Origin of the sequence: Fusobacterium mortiferum ATCC 9817 (assembly GCF_000158195.2) — a bacterium.
Lineage (GTDB): Bacteria > Fusobacteriota > Fusobacteriia > Fusobacteriales > Fusobacteriaceae > Fusobacterium_A > Fusobacterium_A mortiferum.
This window is the reverse complement of record NZ_GL987987.1, coordinates 26,005-46,504: the sequence shown is the minus strand read 5'-3', so window position 1 is coordinate 46,504 and position 20,500 is coordinate 26,005. Positions and strand designations below refer to the sequence as shown.

The 20,500-nt window shown below is 28.9% G+C and carries 22 protein-coding genes; 9 read left to right on the top strand and 13 right to left on the bottom strand.

From position 1 onward, the window contains the following. Positions 1-379: 379 nt before the first annotated feature. From rpsI to FMAG_RS00240, 6 genes are all read right to left on the bottom strand, one after another. Positions 380-778 carry a 30S ribosomal protein S9 gene (gene rpsI / locus FMAG_RS00265; protein ID WP_005882929.1) on the bottom strand — a complete coding sequence of 133 codons (399 nt, stop codon included), beginning with the start codon at positions 776-778 and terminating at the stop codon, positions 380-382. Positions 779-794: 16 nt separating this feature from the next. Beyond that, a complete protein-coding gene (gene rplM, locus FMAG_RS00260) occupies positions 795-1,229 on the bottom strand; it encodes a 50S ribosomal protein L13 (protein ID WP_005882927.1) in 435 nt (144 codons plus the stop codon). 119 nt (positions 1,230-1,348) lie between these two features. Further along, positions 1,349-2,056, bottom strand: coding sequence for a hypothetical protein (locus tag FMAG_RS00255; RefSeq protein ID WP_005882925.1), 708 nt, complete (start codon positions 2,054-2,056; stop codon positions 1,349-1,351). Positions 2,057-2,128: 72 nt separating this feature from the next. Continuing rightward, positions 2,129-3,793, bottom strand: coding sequence for a sensor histidine kinase (locus tag FMAG_RS00250; protein WP_005882922.1), 1,665 nt, complete (start codon positions 3,791-3,793; stop codon positions 2,129-2,131). An 11-nt stretch (positions 3,794-3,804) separates the two neighbouring features. Continuing rightward, positions 3,805-4,488 carry a response regulator transcription factor gene (locus FMAG_RS00245; RefSeq protein WP_005882920.1) on the bottom strand — a complete coding sequence of 228 codons (684 nt, stop codon included), beginning with the start codon at positions 4,486-4,488 and terminating at the stop codon, positions 3,805-3,807. Between the two features lie 131 nt (positions 4,489-4,619). Next, on the bottom strand, positions 4,620-5,465 hold the full coding sequence (locus FMAG_RS00240; protein WP_005882918.1) for a phosphate ABC transporter substrate-binding protein: 846 nt from the start codon (positions 5,463-5,465) through the stop codon (positions 4,620-4,622). 211 nt (positions 5,466-5,676) lie between these two features. On the opposite strand from FMAG_RS00240, the gene pstC reads away from it, so the two are divergent. The 9 genes from pstC (at position 5,677) to FMAG_RS00195 (ending at position 13,000) form a co-directional block, all read left to right on the top strand. Beyond that, complete coding sequence (pstC, locus tag FMAG_RS00235; protein ID WP_040493427.1) at positions 5,677-6,549, top strand: phosphate ABC transporter permease subunit PstC; 873 nt, start codon at positions 5,677-5,679, stop codon at positions 6,547-6,549. 17 nt (positions 6,550-6,566) lie between these two features. Further along, positions 6,567-7,415, top strand: coding sequence for a phosphate ABC transporter permease PstA (gene pstA / locus FMAG_RS00230; RefSeq protein WP_040493426.1), 849 nt, complete (start codon positions 6,567-6,569; stop codon positions 7,413-7,415). A gap of 30 nt (positions 7,416-7,445) precedes the next feature. Further along, the gene (gene pstB, locus FMAG_RS00225) at positions 7,446-8,210 is read left to right on the top strand and encodes a phosphate ABC transporter ATP-binding protein PstB (protein WP_005882916.1); all 765 of its coding nucleotides are present in this window, start codon (positions 7,446-7,448) and stop codon (positions 8,208-8,210) included. A gap of 9 nt (positions 8,211-8,219) precedes the next feature. Continuing rightward, on the top strand, positions 8,220-8,906 hold the full coding sequence (locus FMAG_RS00220) for a phosphate signaling complex PhoU family protein (RefSeq protein WP_005882913.1): 687 nt from the start codon (positions 8,220-8,222) through the stop codon (positions 8,904-8,906). A 259-nt stretch (positions 8,907-9,165) separates the two neighbouring features. Then, entirely contained in the window at positions 9,166-10,338 is a 1,173-nt protein-coding gene (locus tag FMAG_RS00215; RefSeq protein WP_005882911.1) for a M20 family metallopeptidase, read from the top strand. Between the two features lie 30 nt (positions 10,339-10,368). Next, on the top strand, positions 10,369-11,124 hold the full coding sequence (locus FMAG_RS00210; protein ID WP_005882909.1) for a basic amino acid ABC transporter substrate-binding protein: 756 nt from the start codon (positions 10,369-10,371) through the stop codon (positions 11,122-11,124). Positions 11,125-11,160: 36 nt separating this feature from the next. Next, positions 11,161-11,919, top strand: a complete 759-nt coding sequence (locus FMAG_RS00205; protein ID WP_005882907.1) for a basic amino acid ABC transporter substrate-binding protein — start codon at positions 11,161-11,163, stop codon at positions 11,917-11,919. A gap of 82 nt (positions 11,920-12,001) precedes the next feature. After that, entirely contained in the window at positions 12,002-12,196 is a 195-nt protein-coding gene (locus FMAG_RS00200) for a hypothetical protein (protein ID WP_005882905.1), read from the top strand. A 75-nt stretch (positions 12,197-12,271) separates the two neighbouring features. Continuing rightward, the gene (locus FMAG_RS00195) at positions 12,272-13,000 is read left to right on the top strand and encodes a gamma-glutamyl-gamma-aminobutyrate hydrolase family protein (RefSeq protein WP_005882903.1); all 729 of its coding nucleotides are present in this window, start codon (positions 12,272-12,274) and stop codon (positions 12,998-13,000) included. 192 nt (positions 13,001-13,192) lie between these two features. Here the strand turns inward: FMAG_RS00195 and FMAG_RS00190 are convergent, their stop codons facing one another. From FMAG_RS00190 to FMAG_RS00160, 7 genes are all read right to left on the bottom strand, one after another. Further along, the gene (locus tag FMAG_RS00190; RefSeq protein WP_005882900.1) at positions 13,193-13,849 is read right to left on the bottom strand and encodes an N-glycosylase/DNA lyase; all 657 of its coding nucleotides are present in this window, start codon (positions 13,847-13,849) and stop codon (positions 13,193-13,195) included. Further along, on the bottom strand, positions 13,836-15,242 hold the full coding sequence (locus FMAG_RS00185; protein WP_005882898.1) for a sensor histidine kinase: 1,407 nt from the start codon (positions 15,240-15,242) through the stop codon (positions 13,836-13,838). The genes FMAG_RS00190 and FMAG_RS00185 overlap by 14 nt, the downstream gene beginning before the upstream one ends. A 3-nt stretch (positions 15,243-15,245) precedes the next feature. Further along, positions 15,246-15,905 (bottom strand): response regulator transcription factor, encoded by a 660-nt coding sequence (locus FMAG_RS00180; RefSeq protein WP_005882897.1) that lies wholly within the window; start codon positions 15,903-15,905, stop codon positions 15,246-15,248. Between the two features lie 12 nt (positions 15,906-15,917). Further along, positions 15,918-16,493 (bottom strand): metal-sensitive transcriptional regulator, encoded by a 576-nt coding sequence (locus tag FMAG_RS00175; protein WP_005882895.1) that lies wholly within the window; start codon positions 16,491-16,493, stop codon positions 15,918-15,920. A gap of 102 nt (positions 16,494-16,595) precedes the next feature. Beyond that, a complete protein-coding gene (locus FMAG_RS00170; protein ID WP_005882893.1) occupies positions 16,596-19,067 on the bottom strand; it encodes a heavy metal translocating P-type ATPase in 2,472 nt (823 codons plus the stop codon). Continuing rightward, positions 19,067-19,261, bottom strand: a complete 195-nt coding sequence (locus tag FMAG_RS00165; protein WP_005882892.1) for a heavy-metal-associated domain-containing protein — start codon at positions 19,259-19,261, stop codon at positions 19,067-19,069. Before FMAG_RS00165 ends, FMAG_RS00170 begins: the two co-directional genes overlap by 1 nt. 81 nt (positions 19,262-19,342) lie before the next feature. Further along, positions 19,343-20,374: a threonine aldolase family protein gene (locus FMAG_RS00160; RefSeq protein WP_005882890.1), complete on the bottom strand. Its 1,032-nt coding sequence runs from the start codon at positions 20,372-20,374 to the stop codon at positions 19,343-19,345. Positions 20,375-20,500 lie beyond the last annotated feature (126 nt).

The window sequence follows — 20,500 nt, the reverse complement described above, 5'->3', positions numbered from 1 at the left end:
ATTTAGTTAATATATTAAATAAAACTTTTGCAATAGATGTTCCTTTTTTCTGTTATCTAAGTAAGAGCTTTATTTTCATACTCTAGGGGATTTAATTTCTCTAGATCTTTTATAATTTCTCTTTATTATAAAATTTTATATATTATATTTTCTTATTTTCAATAGATATACGATATCTATTATATACCTTCATTTTTTTAGATCGTTTAAAAATTCTCTCCCAAGTACTATTTTTAGCTAGTTAGAGAAGAATAATTTTGTTACCTACTTGTTGGCTACTTGTTACCTACGGCTATCATTTTTCTTAATTTTTTAAAATCTCAGATAAAGAAAAAACCCCACAAACATTGAGTTTGTGAGGTATATAATTCCATGCAAATTATCTTTTTGAGAATTGAGGAGATCTTCTTGATTTTTTCTTTCCGTATTTCTTTCTTTCAACCATTCTTGAGTCTCTAGTTAAGAATCCAGCTTCTCTTAAAGCTCCTTTTAAAGTCTCATCAGCTAATATTAAAGCTCTTGCTACTCCATGTCTGATAGCTCCAGCTTGTCCAGAGTTTCCTCCTCCGATTACGTTAACTTTAACTTCAAATTTATCTAAAGTTTCAGTTAAAGCTAAAGGTTGCTCAACTATTTTAGAAAGGATTTCTCTTCCTCCAAAGTAGTCAGCCATAGTTTTTCCGTTTATTTCAATTCCTTTTCCTCCAGGAATTAATCTTACTCTTGCTACAGAAGTTTTTCTTCTACCAGTTCCTCTATATTGAATCATTTCAGCCACTGTCATTTACCCCCTATTAAAATTCTACCTTTACTGGTTTTTGTGCAGTATGAGCGTGCTCTGCTCCAGCAAATACTCTTAATCTAGTTAATTGTTGTCTTCCTAATTTATTTTTTGGAAGCATTCTCTTAACAGCTAGCATTAATAGTTCTTCTGGCTTTTTCTCTAGGATTTCTCCTAATTTTCTCTCTCTTATTCCTCCTGGGAATCCTGAGTGATTGTAGTATTTTTTGTCAGTTAATTTTTTTCCAGTTACAACTAATTTCTCAACGTTAGTAACTACTACGAAGTCTCCTCCGTCAACGTGTGGAGTAAAAGTTAATTTCTCTTTACCCATTAATTTTTTAGCAACCTCAACTGCTAATCTTCCTAATATTTGCCCTTCAGCGTCATAGTGATGCCATTCTCTAACAACATCTTCTTTTCTTTGCATAAAAGTATACTTTTTCACTTTAAAATTTCCTCCTGAATTATGTTATATTTCTCTAATATAACGCAACGGTCCTTTGTGGGAAAGGTTTAATATACCTTACTATTATATTAGTTTTCCTCAATTATGTCAAGGATTTTTTATTGTTTTTCCTCAGTTTTTTCAACAGTTTTATCAGTTTCTTCCTCTTTTTTTTCTGGTGCTTTTGGTAATGGATTTCCAAATAACCATTCTATCTGTCTTCTAATTCCAGTTAAATCAAAAACTCTATCTCCTACTGTCAATCTATCATTTTCTGGAATAGCTATATGTCCTTCATCAATAGGTGCATTTTTATCTAGATTTACTTGAAGTTTTATAACTTCTTCTCCTGCTTTAAACTCTGTTCTTACAGTTTTTATTACACCTTCAGTTGCTAATATCTTAGCTTTATCTTCATCGGATAATCTTCTTTGTGGTGGATAGTCAGCTATGAATAAATCCTCTGTTGACAGGAATTTCACTTTATCTTGAGCTACCTTTTCAAATATATCTATTGTATACTTTCCTCTTTCTCCAACTAAGAATTTCTCTAAATCTAAAATTTTCTTTCCTACTCCAAATGGGTCTGGTAAAATTCCAAACTCTCCCTTAGTTATTAATGTATCATCTGGAGCATTAAGTCTTACTTCAAACATAGTAGGTCTTTGTAAATCTGTTACAGTTACTACTACTGAAAGATTTGCCATTGGGAATGGGAACATAGGTTGAATAAGATTATCAAATTCTCCAAATATATCTATAACTCCATTTACCTGTGGATTCATTTGTGCTTTATAAGCTGTTATTACATGTTTTACTTTTGCCATTTTTTTACCCCTTTTCATTTGTATTTATAGACTTTTAAATAATACCATATTTTTATAAGTCTAGTCCATACTTTATTTTAAAATGTAGAAAGAAAATATTGTGCCTTTTCCTTCAATAGAGTCAATTACAAGCCCTCCACCACATTTTTCAATGAGAGTCTTTACTATGGAAAGTCCTAATCCTGTTCCTCCTAAATTGCTTGTTCTAGCCTTATCTATTCTATAGAATCTTTCAAATATCTTATCTTGCTCGTAGATAGGTATTCCTATTCCATTATCCTCTACACTTATATTATACCTATCTCCTTTTTCATCTACTTTAACTATTACTTCAGGTTCTGAATTTTTATTATATATTATTCCATTTTCAATAAGATTTTTTAATATCATAAATATCTTTTCAGAGTCTACCTTTAAGTAATCTCTTCCATCTGTTAAATTAAATAAAAAATCTACCTTAGCTCCTTTTTCATTAATTTTTCCTGAGAGAATCTCTAAAAGTTCTTTTTTTATTTTTTCAACTGCAACTTGAGATATATTGACTAAATTGGAATTTTCTATTTTAGAGATATTTAAAAAATCTAAAACTATATTTTCTAATCTCTCAACATTTGTTTTAATGGTATTTAAAAATTTTTTTCTCATTACTTCTGGTGCATCTTCTAGAGCTATTAAGTATCCTTTGATATTAGTAAGTGGTGTTTTTAATTCATGACTTACATTATTTATAAATGTTTTTTGAACCTCTACTGCTTCTCTTGTACTTGTGATATCTTTAATTGTAATTATAAATCTATTACTAAATTCCAAATACTTCATTGTAAATAAAAAATATTTTTTAAGACTTTGTATATAAATATCCTCTCTGTATTCTTTTTTATTTACTAATCCATTTTTTATTGGAGTTATCAATTCAAGATATTTTATTGCTTCTAAATATTTTTCTTCATATGGATCTACCACATATTTTAAAGATGTATTTTTTACAATAAACTTCCCTTCACTATCTAGCAATCCAATAAACAGATCTACTGAATGTAAAACTTCAGAAAGTATTCTTCTCTCTTTCTCTAGCTTTGAAATATTTTTTAAATTTTTTCCTTGCCACTCTTTTAAAATATCCCAAAATTCAAAAAGCCAATATTCATCTTTAGAGTAATTTATTTTCTCCATTTCTCCACTTTCAAGAAATTTTCTCATTCTTTTAATCTTAGTATAAAAATCTCTTTTTATATAGTTTTTATAGAAAAAATGTATAACATAATTTAATATTAAAAAGAAAACTATCTGAACTAAAAGAAATTCTCTTATCTGTAAAAGTTCTTTGCTGTATTCACTAGCAGTTCTTAATATATATTCTTCCCCCACACTATTTTTTATAGAAACTGCATAATAAGCCATCACAGTGTCAAAAGTTTCGCTATACCTAATTGTAAAACTCTCTTTTTTTTCTATTGCTTCTTGAATCTCTTCTCTTTGAAGGTGATTATCCATCCTCTTTTCTTCTTCTTCAGTTTTTTTAGAATCAAATACTACTTTCCCTGTTAAATCAACTAAAGTAAATCTTAAAGCATTATTTGAAAATAGTTCTTGATACTTTGTACGTGGATTCCCTTCAGCTACTAATTTTACTAATATTGTATCCTCTTTTAAAATCTGTTTTGCTCTTTCTTGATATAGATTTGAAAGTATTTTTGAGTTTATTCCTATAAATATTCCTTCCAATATTAATATCATAATTAATATTGCTATCTCTTTTCTTCTAATTTGTATCCCACTCCTTTTATTGTTTTTATATGTTCGCTTATTTCAGGAAGCTTATCCCTCAATTTTGATATATATACATCCACTGTTCTATCTCCAGTATAGTAATTACTTTTCCAAATTTTATCTAATATTTTTTCTCTTGTTATAACTAAATTTTTATTTAAAACCAATAAAAGTAATAAATCATACTCTTTTTTGGAAAAATCTATCTCTTCTCCTTTATAAAGAACTCTATGTTTATCATCTTCTATCACTAAATCTAGAAATTCATACTTTCTTTTTACTTCTTCTTCTCTTTTTTCCTCTTTAAAAAATCTTTTAACTCTTAAAACTAATTCTCTTGGATCAAAAGGTTTTTTCATATAATCATCAGCACCTATTTCTAATCCCTCTAATACATCTTCTATCTCTGTTTTAGCAGTTAACATAATAATAGCTGGATCTCCATATTCTGAAGATATACCTTTTACTATTTTCGTAAAATTTTTCCCATCTAAATTAGGCAACATTAAATCTAATACTACTAAATTATGTTGTTTTTCTTTCAAAAGTCTAAGTCCCTCTAATCCATCATCTGCTTGGTCTACTTCGTATCCTTCTTTAGAAAGAAAATATGTTATTAGCTCCTGTATCTCTTTATCATCTTCAACTACTAATATTCTCATTTTGCCTCCATTGGTTTTTATAATTTATATTTAAATTATAAAAGAGAGAGCTCAAAAAGTAAAAGGAAATTTGCAACTTTTAACTATTTCTTAAGCTCTCTCTAACATAGATATTATTTTACTTTATTATTTTATTTTACAGGAACAAACCCTTCTTCTTTAACTAATTCTTGTCCTTTTGAAGAAAGTGCATAATCTACAAGATTGCTTACATCTTCTGAAGCATTATTATCTACATACCAATATACCTCTCTAGCTATTGGATATTTTTTACTTGCTACGTTCTCTACACTTGCCTCTATTCCATCTACTTTTATAGCTTCTACTGAGTTATCCATATATCCCATTCCAATATATCCAATTGCATATTTATTTGATTTAACTTCTTGCTTTATAGCTTCATTGGAAGGCATATATAAAGTTTTTGGTCCATATTCTAAATCTTTTTTAGTATTATTTTCTCTTATTATATGTTCTTTAAAGAATTCATGAGTTCCTGAAGATGAATCTCTTGATAGTACAACGATTGGAGCATCGTCTCCTCCTAACTCTTTCCAGTTAGTTATCTCTCCTCTAAACACTTTTCCTAGAGTTATATCATCAATATCTTTTACAGTATTTGCATGGTTTGCTATTATTGTTATTCCATCAAAACCTAATACTACTTCTTTTACTTCTAATCCTTTTGCTTTAGCTTGTTCTATCTCTTTTGATTTAATACTTCTTGAAGCCATAGCTATATCTGTTGTTCCATTAATAAGAGCTGAAATTCCTACTCCTGAACCTCCACCAGTTACTGCTATTCTTGCTTTTCTATTTTCCTTCATATAATTTTCTGCTATTGATTGCGATACATTTAATATAGTATCTGACCCTTTAGCTTGAATAACTTTTGATCTAGCTTCTGCTGTATTAGCACTTACTAATAATCCTGCCACAACTAACATTCCTAATAAACCTTTTTTGAAAATATTCATTTTATTCCCTCCAAATTAATTTTTATTACTTTTTCTTATTTACAAATCAAATATAATATTTTTATGTTAAGTTAGTATTAATCCAATGTAAATTTTATGTAAAAATTTTTTTACACAATTTTAACATTGAATTAATACTCTTTTTACATTGATACTTTATTATTATTTTGTTATTAAATTAATGTAGTTTGAAATATTTTTGGAGGTTTTTATGCAATATCTTAGAAAAATTAAAGATAACGGAATGAAACATATTCTATTTGGAATAGGGATTTCAAATATAGTTATAATCTTTCTAATCTTTTTATTTATAGTTGTGAATGGATTAAAGTTTTTTAGTTCATACTCTGTTACTGATTTCTTTTTTGGGAAAAAGTGGATTTCTCTTTCAGAATTATATGGACTTTTACCTCTTTTAGTTGGTTCATTTTGGGTAACAATAGTAGCTTTAGTTATTGCTGTGCCAGTTGGAATTTTAACAGCTATCTATATAGCAGAATATGCTACTCCTAAAGTAAGGACATTTTTAAAAATTATTATTGAAACAATGTCAGCTATACCATCAGTTGTTTTAGGAGTTATTGGATTATATGTATTATCTGGTCCTATAAAAAATTTATTTAATCTTTCAAGTGGATTAACAGCTTTAACTGGTGGAATAATGCTTGCTTTTATGGCTCTCCCTACAATAGTAAGTATAGCCGATGACTCATTAGAAGCTCTTGATAAATCTTATAAAGAAGCTTCTCTTGCTCTTGGAGCTAACCAAGTAGAAACTATTTTTAATGTTCTTCTTCCTGCAGCTTTTCCAGGAATATTTGCTGGTATTATGTTAGGATTTGGAAGAATAATTGGAGAAACACTTACTGTTCTTATGATAACTGGTAACTCTCCAATCTTAGCTACTACTCCACTTTCTGCTGTAAGAACTCTTACAGCTACGATAGCAGCTGAGATGGGAGAAGTAGTTCAAGGAAGTACTCACTACTATGCACTATTTGCAATAGGAATTGTACTTTTTATAATAAGTTTTATAACTAACTGTATAGCTGATAAATTTATAAGAAAAGCAAGAGAGTTATAATTTTAGGAGGAAAAACAATGTTAATTATAAAAAAATCAAAAGCTAATTTTTTAGAAATATTGATAAAAATAATGACTTTAGTTGCTGTAATTCCTGTATTTTTAATAATTGGTTATATAATATATACTGGTATTCCTGCAATATCTTGGGAATTTCTAAGTGAGATGCCTACTGATGGAATGAGAGCTGGAGGAATATTTCCAGCAATAGTTGGAACTCTTTGGTTAACACTTGGAACAATCATTGTAGCTGTTCCATTTGGTATTTTCACTGGTGTTTATTTAGTAGAATATGCTAAAGATAATTTTCTAACTAGAATCATTAATTTAACAATCATAAACCTTGCTGGTATTCCAAGTATAATTTATGGATTATTTGGTATGGCACTATTTGTTATCTTCTTAGGGTTTGATGTTTCTATACTTTCTGGTTCATTAACTTTGGGAATAATGTGTTTACCAGTTATTATTACAGCTACTAGAGAATCTCTACTTGCAATACCTAATCATTTAAGAGAAGCTTCTCTTGCTCTTGGAGCTACAAAATGGGAAACAATAACTAAGGTAATTTTACCAGCAGCTATGCCAGGAATTTTAACTGGAGTTATCTTAAGTATATCTAGAGCAGCTGGAGAAACAGCTCCAATAATGTTTACAGCAGTTGCTTTCTATCTACCATTCTTGCCAATTTCATATTGGGATCAAGTAATGGCATTACCATACCATCTATATGTTATATCTACACAAGTTCCTAATATGCCACCATCTTTTATCAATGGAACACTATTTATACTTGTAGTTATAACACTTAGCTTCAACTTATTTGGTGCTTTTATTAGACAAAGATTTAATTCAAAAAATAAATAATGATATAGATATAGATTTTTAGGAGGAAATATGAATTCTAATGATACAAGAATTTTAGTAAAAGATTTTAACTTTTATTATGGTGACTTTAAAGCATTAAAAGACATCAATATGGAAATCAAAAAAAATAAAGTTACTGCCCTAATTGGACCTTCTGGTTGTGGAAAATCTACATTTTTAAGGTCAATAAATAGAATGAATGACTTAATTCCTAATGTTAAGTATGAAGGAAATATTATTTTTGATGGAAAAAATATCTTTGATAAAGAATATGATATTGTTGAACTTAGAAAAAAAATAGGAATGGTTTTCCAAAAACCAAATCCATTCCCTAAGAGCATCTATGAAAATCTTGTTTACGCTCCTAAGTTACATGGAGAAAAAGATAAAGATAAACTAGATGAAATTGTAGAAACTTCTTTAAAATCAGTTGCTCTTTGGGACGAAGTTAAAGATAAACTTCACAAATCTTCATTAGGACTTTCTGGAGGACAACAACAAAGATTATGTATAGCTAGAGCTATCTCTATAAGACCTGAAATATTACTAATGGACGAGCCTACATCAGCTCTAGACCCTATCTCTACATCAAAAATTGAGGAACTTATTAGACAACTTGAAAAAGAATACAGTATCATAATTGTTACTCATAATATGCAACAAGCTTCTAGAATATCTGAATATACTGGCTTTTTCTATCAAGGAGTATTAGAAGAGTTTGATAAAACAGAACTGATATTTACAACACCACACAAGAAAAAAACAGAAGACTATATAACAGGAAAATTTGGATAGGAGGATATTATGAGAAACTTAGATGAAAGTATTAAAGGATTGAGAGAACATTACTTAGAACTATTAAAAAATCTAAATAGAGTTTTAGATATCAATATTGAGATGCTAGAAAAATCATCATTTGATAAAACTCTTTATGGAGAATGTTTAATAGTTGAAGATACAATCAATAATTTTGAAGTAAAAATAAAAGAGGATTCTATCTTTACAATGGCAAGATTCCAACCAGCAGCTGGAAACCTAAGATTACTTATTATGTTGATTAATAGTGCTAGACTTATAGAAAGAATGGGAGATATTTTAAAAGCTAATTTAAAAATTATAAAAGCTATTGAAAAGGATTCTCCTGAAATGAAAAAAGAGTTAAAAAACATTATCTACCCAATAGCTATTAAAACAAAAAATATCTATGAAGGATATATCAATGCTTTTATAAAAAGTGATGAAAAAATTCTTTTCTCTCTTTTAACTATGGACGAAGAGATAGATACTTTAACTAAAGAAGATACTGAAACTATTATTGAGCTTATGAAGAAAAAACCTGAAAATATTCAAAGTGGAACTGATTTAATTCTACTTTGTAAAAAACTTGAAAGATTTGCTGATCATATTCTTCACCTAGTATTTGATTTAATATATATTTTAAAAGGTGAAAATATGAGAAAGATTGAATTACTTGAAGAGAGAAAAATTTAAAAATAGTTTGACTTTTTTTCTTGAATATGGTATATATATTTCAAATAGAACTATTAAAGGAGGAGTAAAATGTTACTAAGGACATTAAAGTTAAGGAAATTTAATATAAAATTGAATACCTTATCTTTTGTTATACCTAGTAATATATTGCTCTAAGCTTATAGAATTTTCTATTAGCAATTTTTAATATAGAAAAATTTGAGTCAATACATCTATGGTGTATTGACTTTTTTTATTTTTATTACATCTGGAGGGAAAAATGAATCAATTAAAAGAAAAACTTTCAATAATCTTTGACAAATACTTAGAGGAGTTTAAAGAAGTAAATGAGTATATTTACAATAACCCTGAACTAGGTCATCAAGAATTTAAAGCTTGTGAAGCTTTAACTAATCTGTTAAAAAAACATAACTTTGAAACTAGTGATAACTATGCAGGAATATCTACTGCTTTTATCGGTAAATATAAATCTGGAAATGGTGGAGCTAAGATAGCTATCCTTGCTGAATATGATGCTTTACCTGGTATTGGACATGGTTGTGGACATAATATATTTGGTGTTACAAGTGTAGCAGCTGGTATACTTTTAAAAGAGATTATGGGAGATGTTGTGGGGGAAGTATTGGTAATTGGAACTCCTGCTGAGGAAACTTGTGGAGCTAAAGTAGATATGGCTAAAGCTGGAATATTTAATGATATAGATATAGCTATGGCTGTACATCCTACTGGAGAAGCTCATACTAGAAGTGGAAAGTCTCAAGCTATGGAAGCTATACAATTCACATTTAAAGGAAAAACAGCTCATGCTGCTGGTTCTCCACATGAGGGAATAAATGCTCTTGATGGAGTTCTTATGTTATTTAACTCTATCAATGCTTTAAGACAACAAACTTTAGAAACAGCTAGAATTCATGGAATTATAAGTAATGGTGGAAAGGCAGCTAATATTATTCCAGATTTAGCAGTTGCTAACTTCTATGTAAGAGCTCAAACACTTTCTTACCTTAAAGAATTAGTAGAAAGAGTAAAAAACTGTGCTAGAGGAGCTGCTCTTGCTACTGGAACTACTTTGGAAATGGAAAACTATGAAACAAGTTTTGCTAACCTTGTTACAAATAAGAAATTATCTGAAACTTATGAAAAAAATCTAATACTTCAAGGAGTTACAAAAATTGTTGATAAAGAGGGATTTGGTTCTACTGATATGGGAGATGTAAGTCATTGTTGTCCAACTATACATCCATCTTTCCCACTTACTACAAATCATTTAACTGGACACAGTGTAGAATTTGCTTGTGCTACTGTACAACCAGAAGCTTATAAGGGAATGAAAGAAGCTGCAATAGCAATGGCTCTTACAGCTATGGATATATTTACTAATCCTCAACTTTTAAAAGAGATAAAAGAAGAGTTTAAAAATAGTTCTAAATAAAAATTTATATAAAATATGGAGGGATTTTTTATGAAAAAAGTTATTTTATTTTTAATGTTAATTTTATCTTCACTATCATTTGCAGCTAAAAAATTATATGTTGGAACTAACGCTGAATTTGCTCCTTATGAATACCTAGAAAATGGAAAAATGGTAGGATTTGATATTGAACTTATGGATGCCATTGGAGAAGAGTTAGGATATGAAATAGTTTGGAGTAATATGTCTTTTGATGGATTACTTCCTGCTCTTCAAATGAAAAAAATCGATGCTGTTATTGCTGGTATGTCTCAAACTCCTGAAAGACAAAAAGCTGTTACTTTCTCTATGCCTTATCTACTTTTCTCATCAGATGAGCACTATGTAATAGTTAATGAAGAGAGTAGCTATGTAAAAAAAGAGGAATTAAATGGTAAAAAAATTGGAGTACAAATTGGAACTATGCAAGAAGAGTTTGCTAAAGATTTAGGTGGATTACCTCAACTTTATAACTCTTGGACTGGGGCTCTAATGGATTTACAACAAAATAAAATTGATGCTGTAATCATTGCTGATGTAAGTGGAGAAGAGTATTTAAAAACTATGAAAGGAATTAAAAAAATTGATGTAGTAGAGGAAAACTTCCCAGGTGCATCTATTGCCCTAAGAAAAGGTGAAACAGAATTAGCAGAACAAATTAATCAAGCTATTTTAAAAATTGATGCTGATGGAAAATATTTTGAGATTTTACAAAAATATTTCCCTGATAAAATTAATAAATATTACGAATATAAAAATAATAAATAGTTTTAAGCTATTGAACATCAAGGGGGATTTTATACTATGAAAAAACTAATTTTATTCTTACTATTAATACTATCTACACTATCTTTTTCAGCTAAAAAATTATATGTTGGAACTAATGCTGAATTTAAACCTTATGAATACTTAGAAAATGGGGAAATTGTTGGATTTGATATAGATTTAATGGAAGCAATAGGTAAAAAACTAGGTTATGAAATTGTTTGGCATAATATGTCTTTTGATGGATTACTTCCTGCTCTTCAAATGAAAAAAATCGATGCTGTTATTGCTGGTATGGGACAAACTCCTGAAAGACAAAAAGCTGTTACTTTCTCTATGCCTTATCTTTTTATAGAGGGTGGACACTATGTTCTTGTTGCTGAAAATAGTCCACTTACTAAAAAAGAAGAGTTGAAAGGGAAACAAGTAGGAGTACAAATTGGAACTGTTCAAGAGGAATTCACTATTAATGTTGGTGGCATTCCTAAACTTTATGATTCTTGGACTGGAGCTCTAATGGATTTGAAGAATGGAAAAGTTGATGCTGTTATCATTGCTGATATCTCTGCTGAAGAGTATTTAAAAAATCTAGATGGTATTAAAAAAATAGATATTATCTTTGATACAAAACCAGGTGCTTCAGTAGCTTTTAGAAAAGGAAATACTGAAATGGCTGAAAAATTTAATAAAGCTCTTCTTGAACTTGATGCTGAAGGAAAATATCTTGAAATACTAAAAAAATATTTCCCTGATAAACTAGATAACTATGCTGCTTATAAAAAAGCTAATAATCTATAATTTGATTGTTTCTAAAATTTTCATTTCCATTACTTTATAAAATTGGTATAATATAAAAAATTATATTATACGAGGTATTTAGATGATATTAAATGGAAAATATAAAATTAAAGGTAATGGAAACCAATTAAAAGATGGAGATACAATAGAGTTTATAGAAGGTTTTTCTACTTGTAGTGGTCTTTGTTCTGCTTGTGAAGTACTAAAAAAAATTAAAACTCAAGAGGATTTAAAAAATAACTTTCCAGATATTGAAATTGAAAAAATGGAGGAGTAACCCTCCATTTTTTATTGACTATATTTTAAAAATTTCATATTATATTAATAAAGTAAAATTATAGGAGATGATTTTATGAGAAAACCAATTATAGGAATAACTTCTGCTTGGGAAAATGACCCAAATCTTCAAAACTATTTTAGAAATTGTGTAAGTATTGATTATTCTAAATCTGTTATTGAAGCTGGAGGAATACCTATTATCCTTCCTACTTTAGATAATTTAGAGGTTATAAAAGAGCAGATAAAAATATTAGATGGTATCATTTTTTCTGGTGGTGCTGACATAAACCCTACTCTTTATGGAGAAGACTTTAAAAATGGAATAGGAGTTGTCTCTCTTGAAAGAGATAGAGGAGAGTTTCTTATTTTAGAAGAATTTATTAAAACAGGTAAACCTATTCTTGGAATTTGTCGTGGTCATCAACTTCTAAATGTTTTTATGGGAGGAACTCTTTTTCAAGATTTAAAATATTCTAATAGAGAAGTTTTAAAACATAGACAAGATTTTTATCCAGATATGCCTGTACATAAAGTAAAAATAGTAGATAAAGATAATATTCTAGCTGAGCTTTATGGAGATGAGATTTCTACTAACTCCTTCCATCATCAAGCTGTCAATAATTTAGGAAAAAATCTTACCCCTATTGCTATCTCTTCAGATGGAATTATTGAAGCCTTTCAGATGAAAGAGCATAAATTTTTCTATGGTATACAGTGGCATCCTGAAATGATGACAGCTCGTGGAAATACAGAGATGTTAAAAATATTTAAAAAATTTATAGAAAAAGCTACTGCAATTTAAGAAATTATAAATAATTCAAGAATGACTTTCGTTCAAAGAATAAAGAGCAAGTATGGCTTAGCTCACTAAAAACACAAAACTCGTTTCACTCAAACAGTTGTGTTTTTTAGTGTTCGCTTTTGCTGACTTGCTCTATTTATTCTCTTCAATCTTCGTCATTCTTGTGTAGTGAATCCACTTTCTTAAACATTATTATTTAAAAATTTCTCCAGCTTCCAAATACCACAAAAGTAAATCTAAACTATCCATAGATATATTGACAAAATCACAATACTCTTTCATCTTTTTTTCTATCTCTAAATAAAGCTTTGGAGTAATAGTTTTAGGTATCTCATCTATTACCTCTAATCTCACTAAATTTCTTAAAATATGTCTATCTAAAATAGATATCTCTTTTCCAAATCCTACATTTCTCAAAAAGTGACTAGCTTCTTTAAATGCCATTCCCTTTATATTTTTTACTATCCACTCTCTAGCTTCTCTTAAATCCTTAAAACTTGAAAAGAAATCTTTAGTTATAAATTCTCCCTTTTCATTTTTCATTTTCTCTCTAAGTTCTACTAGATATTTTGCCTTATTATTTTTAAATCTTACAATATTAAGATATTCCACCATTTCCTCTGCTGTACCATTAAAAAGTAAACCATTATCTCTTAATGTTGTAATAGCTTTCCAAGCATTGACAGCTTTAGATTGTGGTGTAAGTATACAAAAAGATAACTCCACATGAATATCTTTATTACTTCCTTTTTCCCATACTTCTTTAAATTCTTTTAACCTTTTTTCTATATCATATTTTTTTTCAAAATAAACCTTCTCTATCTCATAAAAATAATCATTCTTCTTCATTTTTTTCTCCATTATATTTTTTTAACTCAAACCAAAAATTTACTATATTCCCTTCAGAAAGATATACTCCATATTTACTTTTATGATTTTCTAATACTCCTGCTACTATAGCAAGTCCAAGTCCATGTCCCTCTTTTCCTATTGCACTATCCAGTCTTACAAATGGATTCCAAATAGTATCTAAATCTTTCTTCTGAAGATTTTTACTTTCATTACTTACAGTTACTATACATCTATTTTTATTCTCTTCTAACTTTATTTTTATTGGAGAATCTCCTGTTTTATATTTTATTGCATTTGAAATAAGGTTATCTAAAACCCTATCTATATATTTTTCATCACATAAAACAACTATATTCTCTTTTCCTTCATACTCTATTTTATTTATTTTTGTAGAGTATTTATCCATCAAATCTTTAATTAAATGGTAGATATCTGTTTTTTCCATCTTCATTTTAAAATATCCAGCTTCAATCTGAGAAATTAATAGTAACTCTTTTACTAAACTATCCATCTTATAACTTTCTTCTATAATTACATCACAATAAAAATTTCTATCCTCTTCATTAGCAACATTCTCCACTAATCCTTGAGCATATCCTTGAATTATAGCTATAGGAGTTTTTAATTCATGACTTACACAAGCTACAAATTCTTTTCTAAGTTTATCTAATTTTTTCTCTTTTTCTATATCAGCTATTAATTTCCTATTAACTTTATTTATCTCATCGATATTTTTTTCTAGAGTTTCTCCCATCTTATTGATAGCTTCTCCTAACTCTCCTATCTCATCTGTTCTATCTGACTCAAATTTCCTACTAAAGTCAAGTTTAGCTATTTTTTGTGTAATTTCTTTTATCTCTAATATTGGTGTAACCATAGCTTTTGAAAAAATAAAAGCCATTGATGATCCAACTATAAATGATAAAATTATTATTTGTAAATGATAGTTCATTGAAAGTTCTAATCCCTCTTGGATAAGACTTAGAGGGGTAATTATCTCAATATATCTATCTGGTTTATAAGGCATGAATAATATTAAAGCTTTTCCTCTGTAATCTTCAAAAGAAATTGTCTTAAATATAGGTTCTTCATCTTTTAAACTCTCTTTTATCTCATCTACTTCATGTTCAGTAAGTTGCTTTCTTTGATAATATTTATCTACTTGATCACACTTTTTTATAATAATCTCAGCATTATTTTGTACTTCAAGATTTCTAAAATCTACTATATAGTTAGGATCTGTTATAACTCTCCCCATTTGGATTAATTTGTCTTTTTTATTTGTTAAATAAAATTTTTCCAAATAAACAGTATTAGTTATAGCAAATCCTCCTATTATCATCATTACCATACTCCACATAAGGAGAAACATCTTCCATCTTATTTTCATATATTACTCCTCAAACTTATAACCAAAACCTCTTACAGTTTGAACATACTTATCTCCTATTTTTTTTCTCAATCTCTTAATATGAGTATCAACAGTTCTAGAGTCTCCAAAATAATCCCACCCCCATACTGAGTTTAATATTTTCTCCCTTGACAGGGCGATCCCTTTATTTTCTACAAAGAAATATAATAAATCATACTCTTTAGGAGTTAGATCTAAAACTACATCTTTTAATCTTACCTCTCTTTTTATTCCATCTATTGCTAAATCTCCAAATACCATTGGTGCCTTATCTATTATCTTTCCATCCCTTCTAAGTAAAGCTTTTACCTTAGCTACTAGAAGTTTTGGATTAAAAGGTTTTACCATATATTCATCTGTTTCTAAGTCAAATCCAAAAAGTTGATCACTCTCATCTGCTCTAGCTGTAAGCATAATAATTGGTACTTGTGATTCCTCTCTTATTTTTCTACAAACACTCCATCCATCTATTTTTGGCATCATTATATCCAAAATTACTATATCATAGATATTTGAAAAAAATTTTTCTATCCCCTCTTCTCCATCTCCAGCTTCATCTACAATATATCCCTCTCTCACTAAGTAATCCTTTATTAATTTTCTGATTTTCCATTCATCATCTATTACAAGAATTTTTTTCATATTTACCTCCTATTATTTTATCATCTTATTAATAGTATATAAAAAATCATCTACTACTTTTTCCTCTAAACCTAATTTTATATCTCTTACTAAACAATTTCTTATATGTCCTTCTAATATTACCTTAGACATACTATCTAGTTCATTTTTTATAAGTGCTATCTCTTTTAAGATACTACTACAACACTCATCTTTTTCTATACATTCTTTTATTGTTGCTATTTGTTTTTCTACTTTTCTTATTATATTATCATTACTCTCTTGAGTTTTATTTCCATTTTTATCCATCAATTTACTCAAAGTTTCTATTAATTCTGAAGTTGCTTGTTTTTCAAAGCCAGATTTTATCTCTTCTACTACACAACTTCTTAAATGCGCTTCTAATACAACTTTAGCTATTCCATTAAGAGCAGATTTTACTGAAGCAACTTGATTTAATATTTCGTCACACTTTACATGATTTAATATCATTTTTTCTATTCCTCTTAATTGCCCAGCAATTCTATTTATTCTTGAAATAAGATTTTTTCTAAAACTACTTTCATTGGATAGACAGTGTCCTTGTACCTCTATATTTTTATTTTCCATTTTATCACCTTATACAACATACTACATATATTATACATTAAAAAAAGGTATTGTTGCAAATTTAAAATAAAAAATTTGCTCAATACCTTTAATTTTTTAAAATTATTTTTTAAATTTCTTCAATCTAAGTGCATTAGTTACAACAGAAACTGAACTCATTGCCATAGCTGCTCCAGCTATCATAGGATTTAATAGATGCCCAGTAAGAGGATATAATATACCAGCTGCCACTGGTATTCCTATTGTATTATAAATAAAAGCCCAGAATAGATTTTCTTTTATATTTTTTATTACTGCATGACTTAAATCCATAGCTACTAATACATCTTTTAAATTTCTCTTCATAAGAACTATATCAGCACTTTCCATAGCTATATCTGTTCCTCCACCTATAGCTATACCTATATTAGCTTGTACTAGAGCTGGAGAATCATTTATTCCATCCCCTACCATAGCTACATTTTTTCCTTGCTCTTGTAGTTCTTTTACCTTTAGATACTTCTCTTCTGGAGTTACTTCAGCAAAGATTATATCTATTCCCACTTGTTTTCCAATAGCTTGAGCTGTAAGTTTATTATCTCCAGTTATCATTCCAATATAGTAACCTCTTTTTTGTAACTCTTTTATTGTTTCAATAGCCTCATCTTTTAAAATATCAGCTACTGCTATTACTCCAGCAAGTTTATTACCTATAGCTAAATACATTGGTGTTTTTCCTTGTGTTGCCAATTCATCTAAGATTTTTTCCTCTCCTAATCCTACACCAAACTCTTTCATAAGTTTAATATTCCCTATATATATTTTTCTTTCATCTATAACACCAGATACTCCCTTTCCTGTTATAGATTTAAAATCTTTAACTTTTGGAAATACTAATTTTCTTTCTTTCCCAGCTTCTACAATAGCTTCTCCTAATGGATGTTCTGAATACTCCTCCAGTGCTCCAGATATTTTTAAAATCTCATCTTCACTCATTTCATTAAAAACTATTATATCTGTAACCTTTGGCTTTCCAACAGTAAGTGTTCCAGTTTTATCAAAAACTATTGTATCAACTTTATGAGCTTTTTCAAGAGCTTCTCCAGATTTAATAAGTACTCCTAATTCTGCTCCTCTTCCAGTTCCTACCATTATAGCTGTAGGTGTAGCAAGCCCTAAAGAGCATGGACAAGCTATAACCATAACTGCTACAAATATTGTAAGAGCAAAGATAGATGGTGCTTCATGTATTTCAACTATTCCTTTACTTCCTAAATAATACCAAGTTATACCAGCTAGTGTTGCTATAAACATAACCACTGGAACAAAATAGCCTGAAACCTTATCAGCTATCTTAGCGATTGGAGCTTTACTTCCTTGAGCATTCTCTACAAGTTTAATTATCTTAGATATAACTGTATCTTTTCCTATAGCCTCAACCTTTATTTGTAAAGTTCCATTTTTATTGATACTTGCTCCAAAAACTTTATCTCCGATATTTTTTTCTACAGGAATACTCTCTCCTGTAAGCATAGACTCATCTACACTGCTTTGTCCATCTACAACCACTCCATCTACAGGGATACTCTCTCCAGGCTTTACTAGAACTATCTCATTTAATTCTACTTCCTCTATATCTACCTGTACAAATTTTCCATCTCTTACAAGAGTAGCTTTTTTACTTTTTAAATTCATAAGCTTTTTAATAGCTTCAGAAGTTTTTCCCTTACTTACATTTTCTAAATATTTTCCTAATAAGATGAGAGCTAATATTACTACTCCAGACTCATAGTAAAGTGCATGGGCATAGTGAATATCTCCTTGATAGATTTTATATGTAGCATACAGACTATATAATATAGCTGATCCTGTACCAGTAGCTATCAATGAATCCATACTAGGACTTCTCATAATAAGTTGTTTTATTCCCACTCTATAAAATCTTTTACCTATGTAAATTACAGGTATTGCTAATACTAATTGAATCAAAGCAAAATTCAAAGGATTATTATCAGGTGAGATTATATTAGGTACAGGAAGCCCTACCATTGTTCCCATAGATATATAAAAAACAATTGCTGAGAAAAATATTGCCAACTTAAATTCTAAAAACTCTCTTTTAAGAATCTTTTCATTTTCTAAAGCTCTGCTATCTTCTTCTAACTCTTCATGTTTCTTACCATCATATCCAAGTTTTTTTATAACTTCTAATATTTCAGAAAGCTTTATTTTTTCAGAATCATAGATTACTTTTCCTCTGCTATTAGCTAGATTAACAACAATTTCACTTACTCCTTCTAGCTTTCCTACTTTTTTCTCTATCTTATTTACACATACTTGACAAGTAATTCCAGAGATATCTAGTTCTACTTCTTTATAATCATTTATCTCTTCTATCTCATATCCAAGTTTCTTTACAACTTCTTTTATCTTTTCGTTTTCTAATATCTTTTCATCATATTCTACAATAAGTTTCTCATTTGAGAAATTTACAACAGCTTCATTTACACCTTCTAATTTAGAGAGTTTCTTCTCTATCTTATTTACACATACTTGGCATGTTACTCCACCAAGTTGATAATTTTTTCTAGTCATTAGACTACCTCATATCCTACATCATCTAGAGCATCAACTATTATACTCATATCAAAATCTTCAGCTATTTCCACAGTAGCTTCTCCAATTTTTACCTCTAATATCTTCACTCCAGATACATTCTCTAAAGCATTAGTTACACTTTTTACACAGTGTTGACAACCCATCCCATCTATTTTTATTACTTTTTTCATGCTTCTAACCTCCGCTTAAATTAAATATAGGGGTACCCCCCTATACCTATAATACTATTTTTTACTTTTTTTGTCAATATTTTATTTTATATTTTTTAAGTCTTCTATAAAATCTTTTACATCTTCCTCTTTTGTAGCCCAAGAAGTTACTAATCTAATTGCTGAAGTTTCTTCATCTATTTTTTCCCAAAACTCATATCTATATTTTTTTCCAATCTCATCTATCACCTTATTAGGAAGTATAAAGAATTGTTGGTTAGTATATGAATCTGCCTTCAATTTATATCCAGCCTCTAATACTCCTTTTTTTAACATAGCTGCCATCTCATTTGAGTGTTTTCCTACTTGATAGTATCTATCACCTTGAAATAACTCTGTAAATTGTATTCCTAATAATCTTCCTTTTGCTAAAGTAGCTCCCTTTTGTTTTGTACTACAGAAAAATCCTTCAGCTAGCTCTTTATTTGTAATTACTAATGCCTCTCCAAATAAAAGTCCACACTTAGTTCCTCCTATATAGAAAACATCACAATATTTAGGATAGTCAGTAAGCTCTATATCATTTTTTTCAGAAGCTAGTGCTGATGCCATTCTTGCTCCATCAATATATAGATACATACCTACCTCTTTACAATAGTTAGAAATATTTATTAACTCCTCTTTTGTATAAAGAGTTCCTAATTCTGTTGGGTTAGATATATATACCATTTTAGGCTTTACCATATGAAAATCATTTTTATGAACATCATAAACCTTTTTTATCATATCTAAACTTATTTTCCCATCACCATTAGTTGCTAACTCTATTACTTTATGCCCAGTAGCTTCTATTGCACCAGCTTCATGTACACTGATATGCCCTGTATCTGCTGCTATTACTGCTTCATATGGACGTAAAATATGAGAAATTGTAAGAAGATTTGTCTGTGTTCCTCCTACTAAAAGACGTACATAGCAATCTTCAAAATTTATAGCTTTTTTTATAGCTTCTATACCCTTAGCTGTGTATTCATCCTCTCCATATCCCACTGTTTGTTCTAAGTTAGTTTTTAAAAGAGCCTCCATTATAACTGGTAATACTCCCTCACTATAATCATTTTTAAAACTTACCATCTCTTTACCTCCAATTTAACATAGTTTTTTATATTATATCACTTTCAAATAACTAACTCTAGTTATAATCTTTTTTTCTCCTAATAAATAATTATCACCAAAAATAAAAAACTCAAGAATACTTTA

Bases quoted from the DNA above. Each gene is read 5' to 3' on its own strand.
- FMAG_RS00240 (WP_005882918.1), bottom strand. From the start codon at position 5,465: ATGAATATTTTCAAAAAAGGTTTATTAGGAATGTTAGTTGTGGCAGGA.
- FMAG_RS00210 (WP_005882909.1), top strand. From the start codon at position 10,369: ATGAAAAAAGTTATTTTATTTTTAATGTTAATTTTATCTTCACTATCA.
- FMAG_RS00250 (WP_005882922.1), bottom strand. From the start codon at position 3,793: ATGATATTAATATTGGAAGGAATATTTATAGGAATAAACTCAAAAATA.
- pstC (WP_040493427.1), top strand. From the start codon at position 5,677: ATGCAATATCTTAGAAAAATTAAAGATAACGGAATGAAACATATTCTA.
- pstA (WP_040493426.1), top strand. From the start codon at position 6,567: ATGTTAATTATAAAAAAATCAAAAGCTAATTTTTTAGAAATATTGATA.
- FMAG_RS00215 (WP_005882911.1), top strand. From the start codon at position 9,166: ATGAATCAATTAAAAGAAAAACTTTCAATAATCTTTGACAAATACTTA.
- FMAG_RS00180 (WP_005882897.1), bottom strand. From the start codon at position 15,905: ATGAAAAAAATTCTTGTAATAGATGATGAATGGAAAATCAGAAAATTA.
- FMAG_RS00190 (WP_005882900.1), bottom strand. From the start codon at position 13,849: ATGAAGAAGAATGATTATTTTTATGAGATAGAGAAGGTTTATTTTGAA.
- FMAG_RS00175 (WP_005882895.1), bottom strand. From the start codon at position 16,493: ATGGAAAATAAAAATATAGAGGTACAAGGACACTGTCTATCCAATGAA.
- FMAG_RS00170 (WP_005882893.1), bottom strand. From the start codon at position 19,067: ATGACTAGAAAAAATTATCAACTTGGTGGAGTAACATGCCAAGTATGT.
- FMAG_RS00205 (WP_005882907.1), top strand. From the start codon at position 11,161: ATGAAAAAACTAATTTTATTCTTACTATTAATACTATCTACACTATCT.
- FMAG_RS00160 (WP_005882890.1), bottom strand. From the start codon at position 20,374: ATGGTAAGTTTTAAAAATGATTATAGTGAGGGAGTATTACCAGTTATA.
- FMAG_RS00200 (WP_005882905.1), top strand. From the start codon at position 12,002: ATGATATTAAATGGAAAATATAAAATTAAAGGTAATGGAAACCAATTA.
- FMAG_RS00245 (WP_005882920.1), bottom strand. From the start codon at position 4,488: ATGAGAATATTAGTAGTTGAAGATGATAAAGAGATACAGGAGCTAATA.
- FMAG_RS00165 (WP_005882892.1), bottom strand. From the start codon at position 19,261: ATGAAAAAAGTAATAAAAATAGATGGGATGGGTTGTCAACACTGTGTA.
- pstB (WP_005882916.1), top strand. From the start codon at position 7,446: ATGAATTCTAATGATACAAGAATTTTAGTAAAAGATTTTAACTTTTAT.
- FMAG_RS00220 (WP_005882913.1), top strand. From the start codon at position 8,220: ATGAGAAACTTAGATGAAAGTATTAAAGGATTGAGAGAACATTACTTA.
- FMAG_RS00255 (WP_005882925.1), bottom strand. From the start codon at position 2,056: ATGGCAAAAGTAAAACATGTAATAACAGCTTATAAAGCACAAATGAAT.
- FMAG_RS00185 (WP_005882898.1), bottom strand. From the start codon at position 15,242: ATGAAAATAAGATGGAAGATGTTTCTCCTTATGTGGAGTATGGTAATG.
- FMAG_RS00195 (WP_005882903.1), top strand. From the start codon at position 12,272: ATGAGAAAACCAATTATAGGAATAACTTCTGCTTGGGAAAATGACCCA.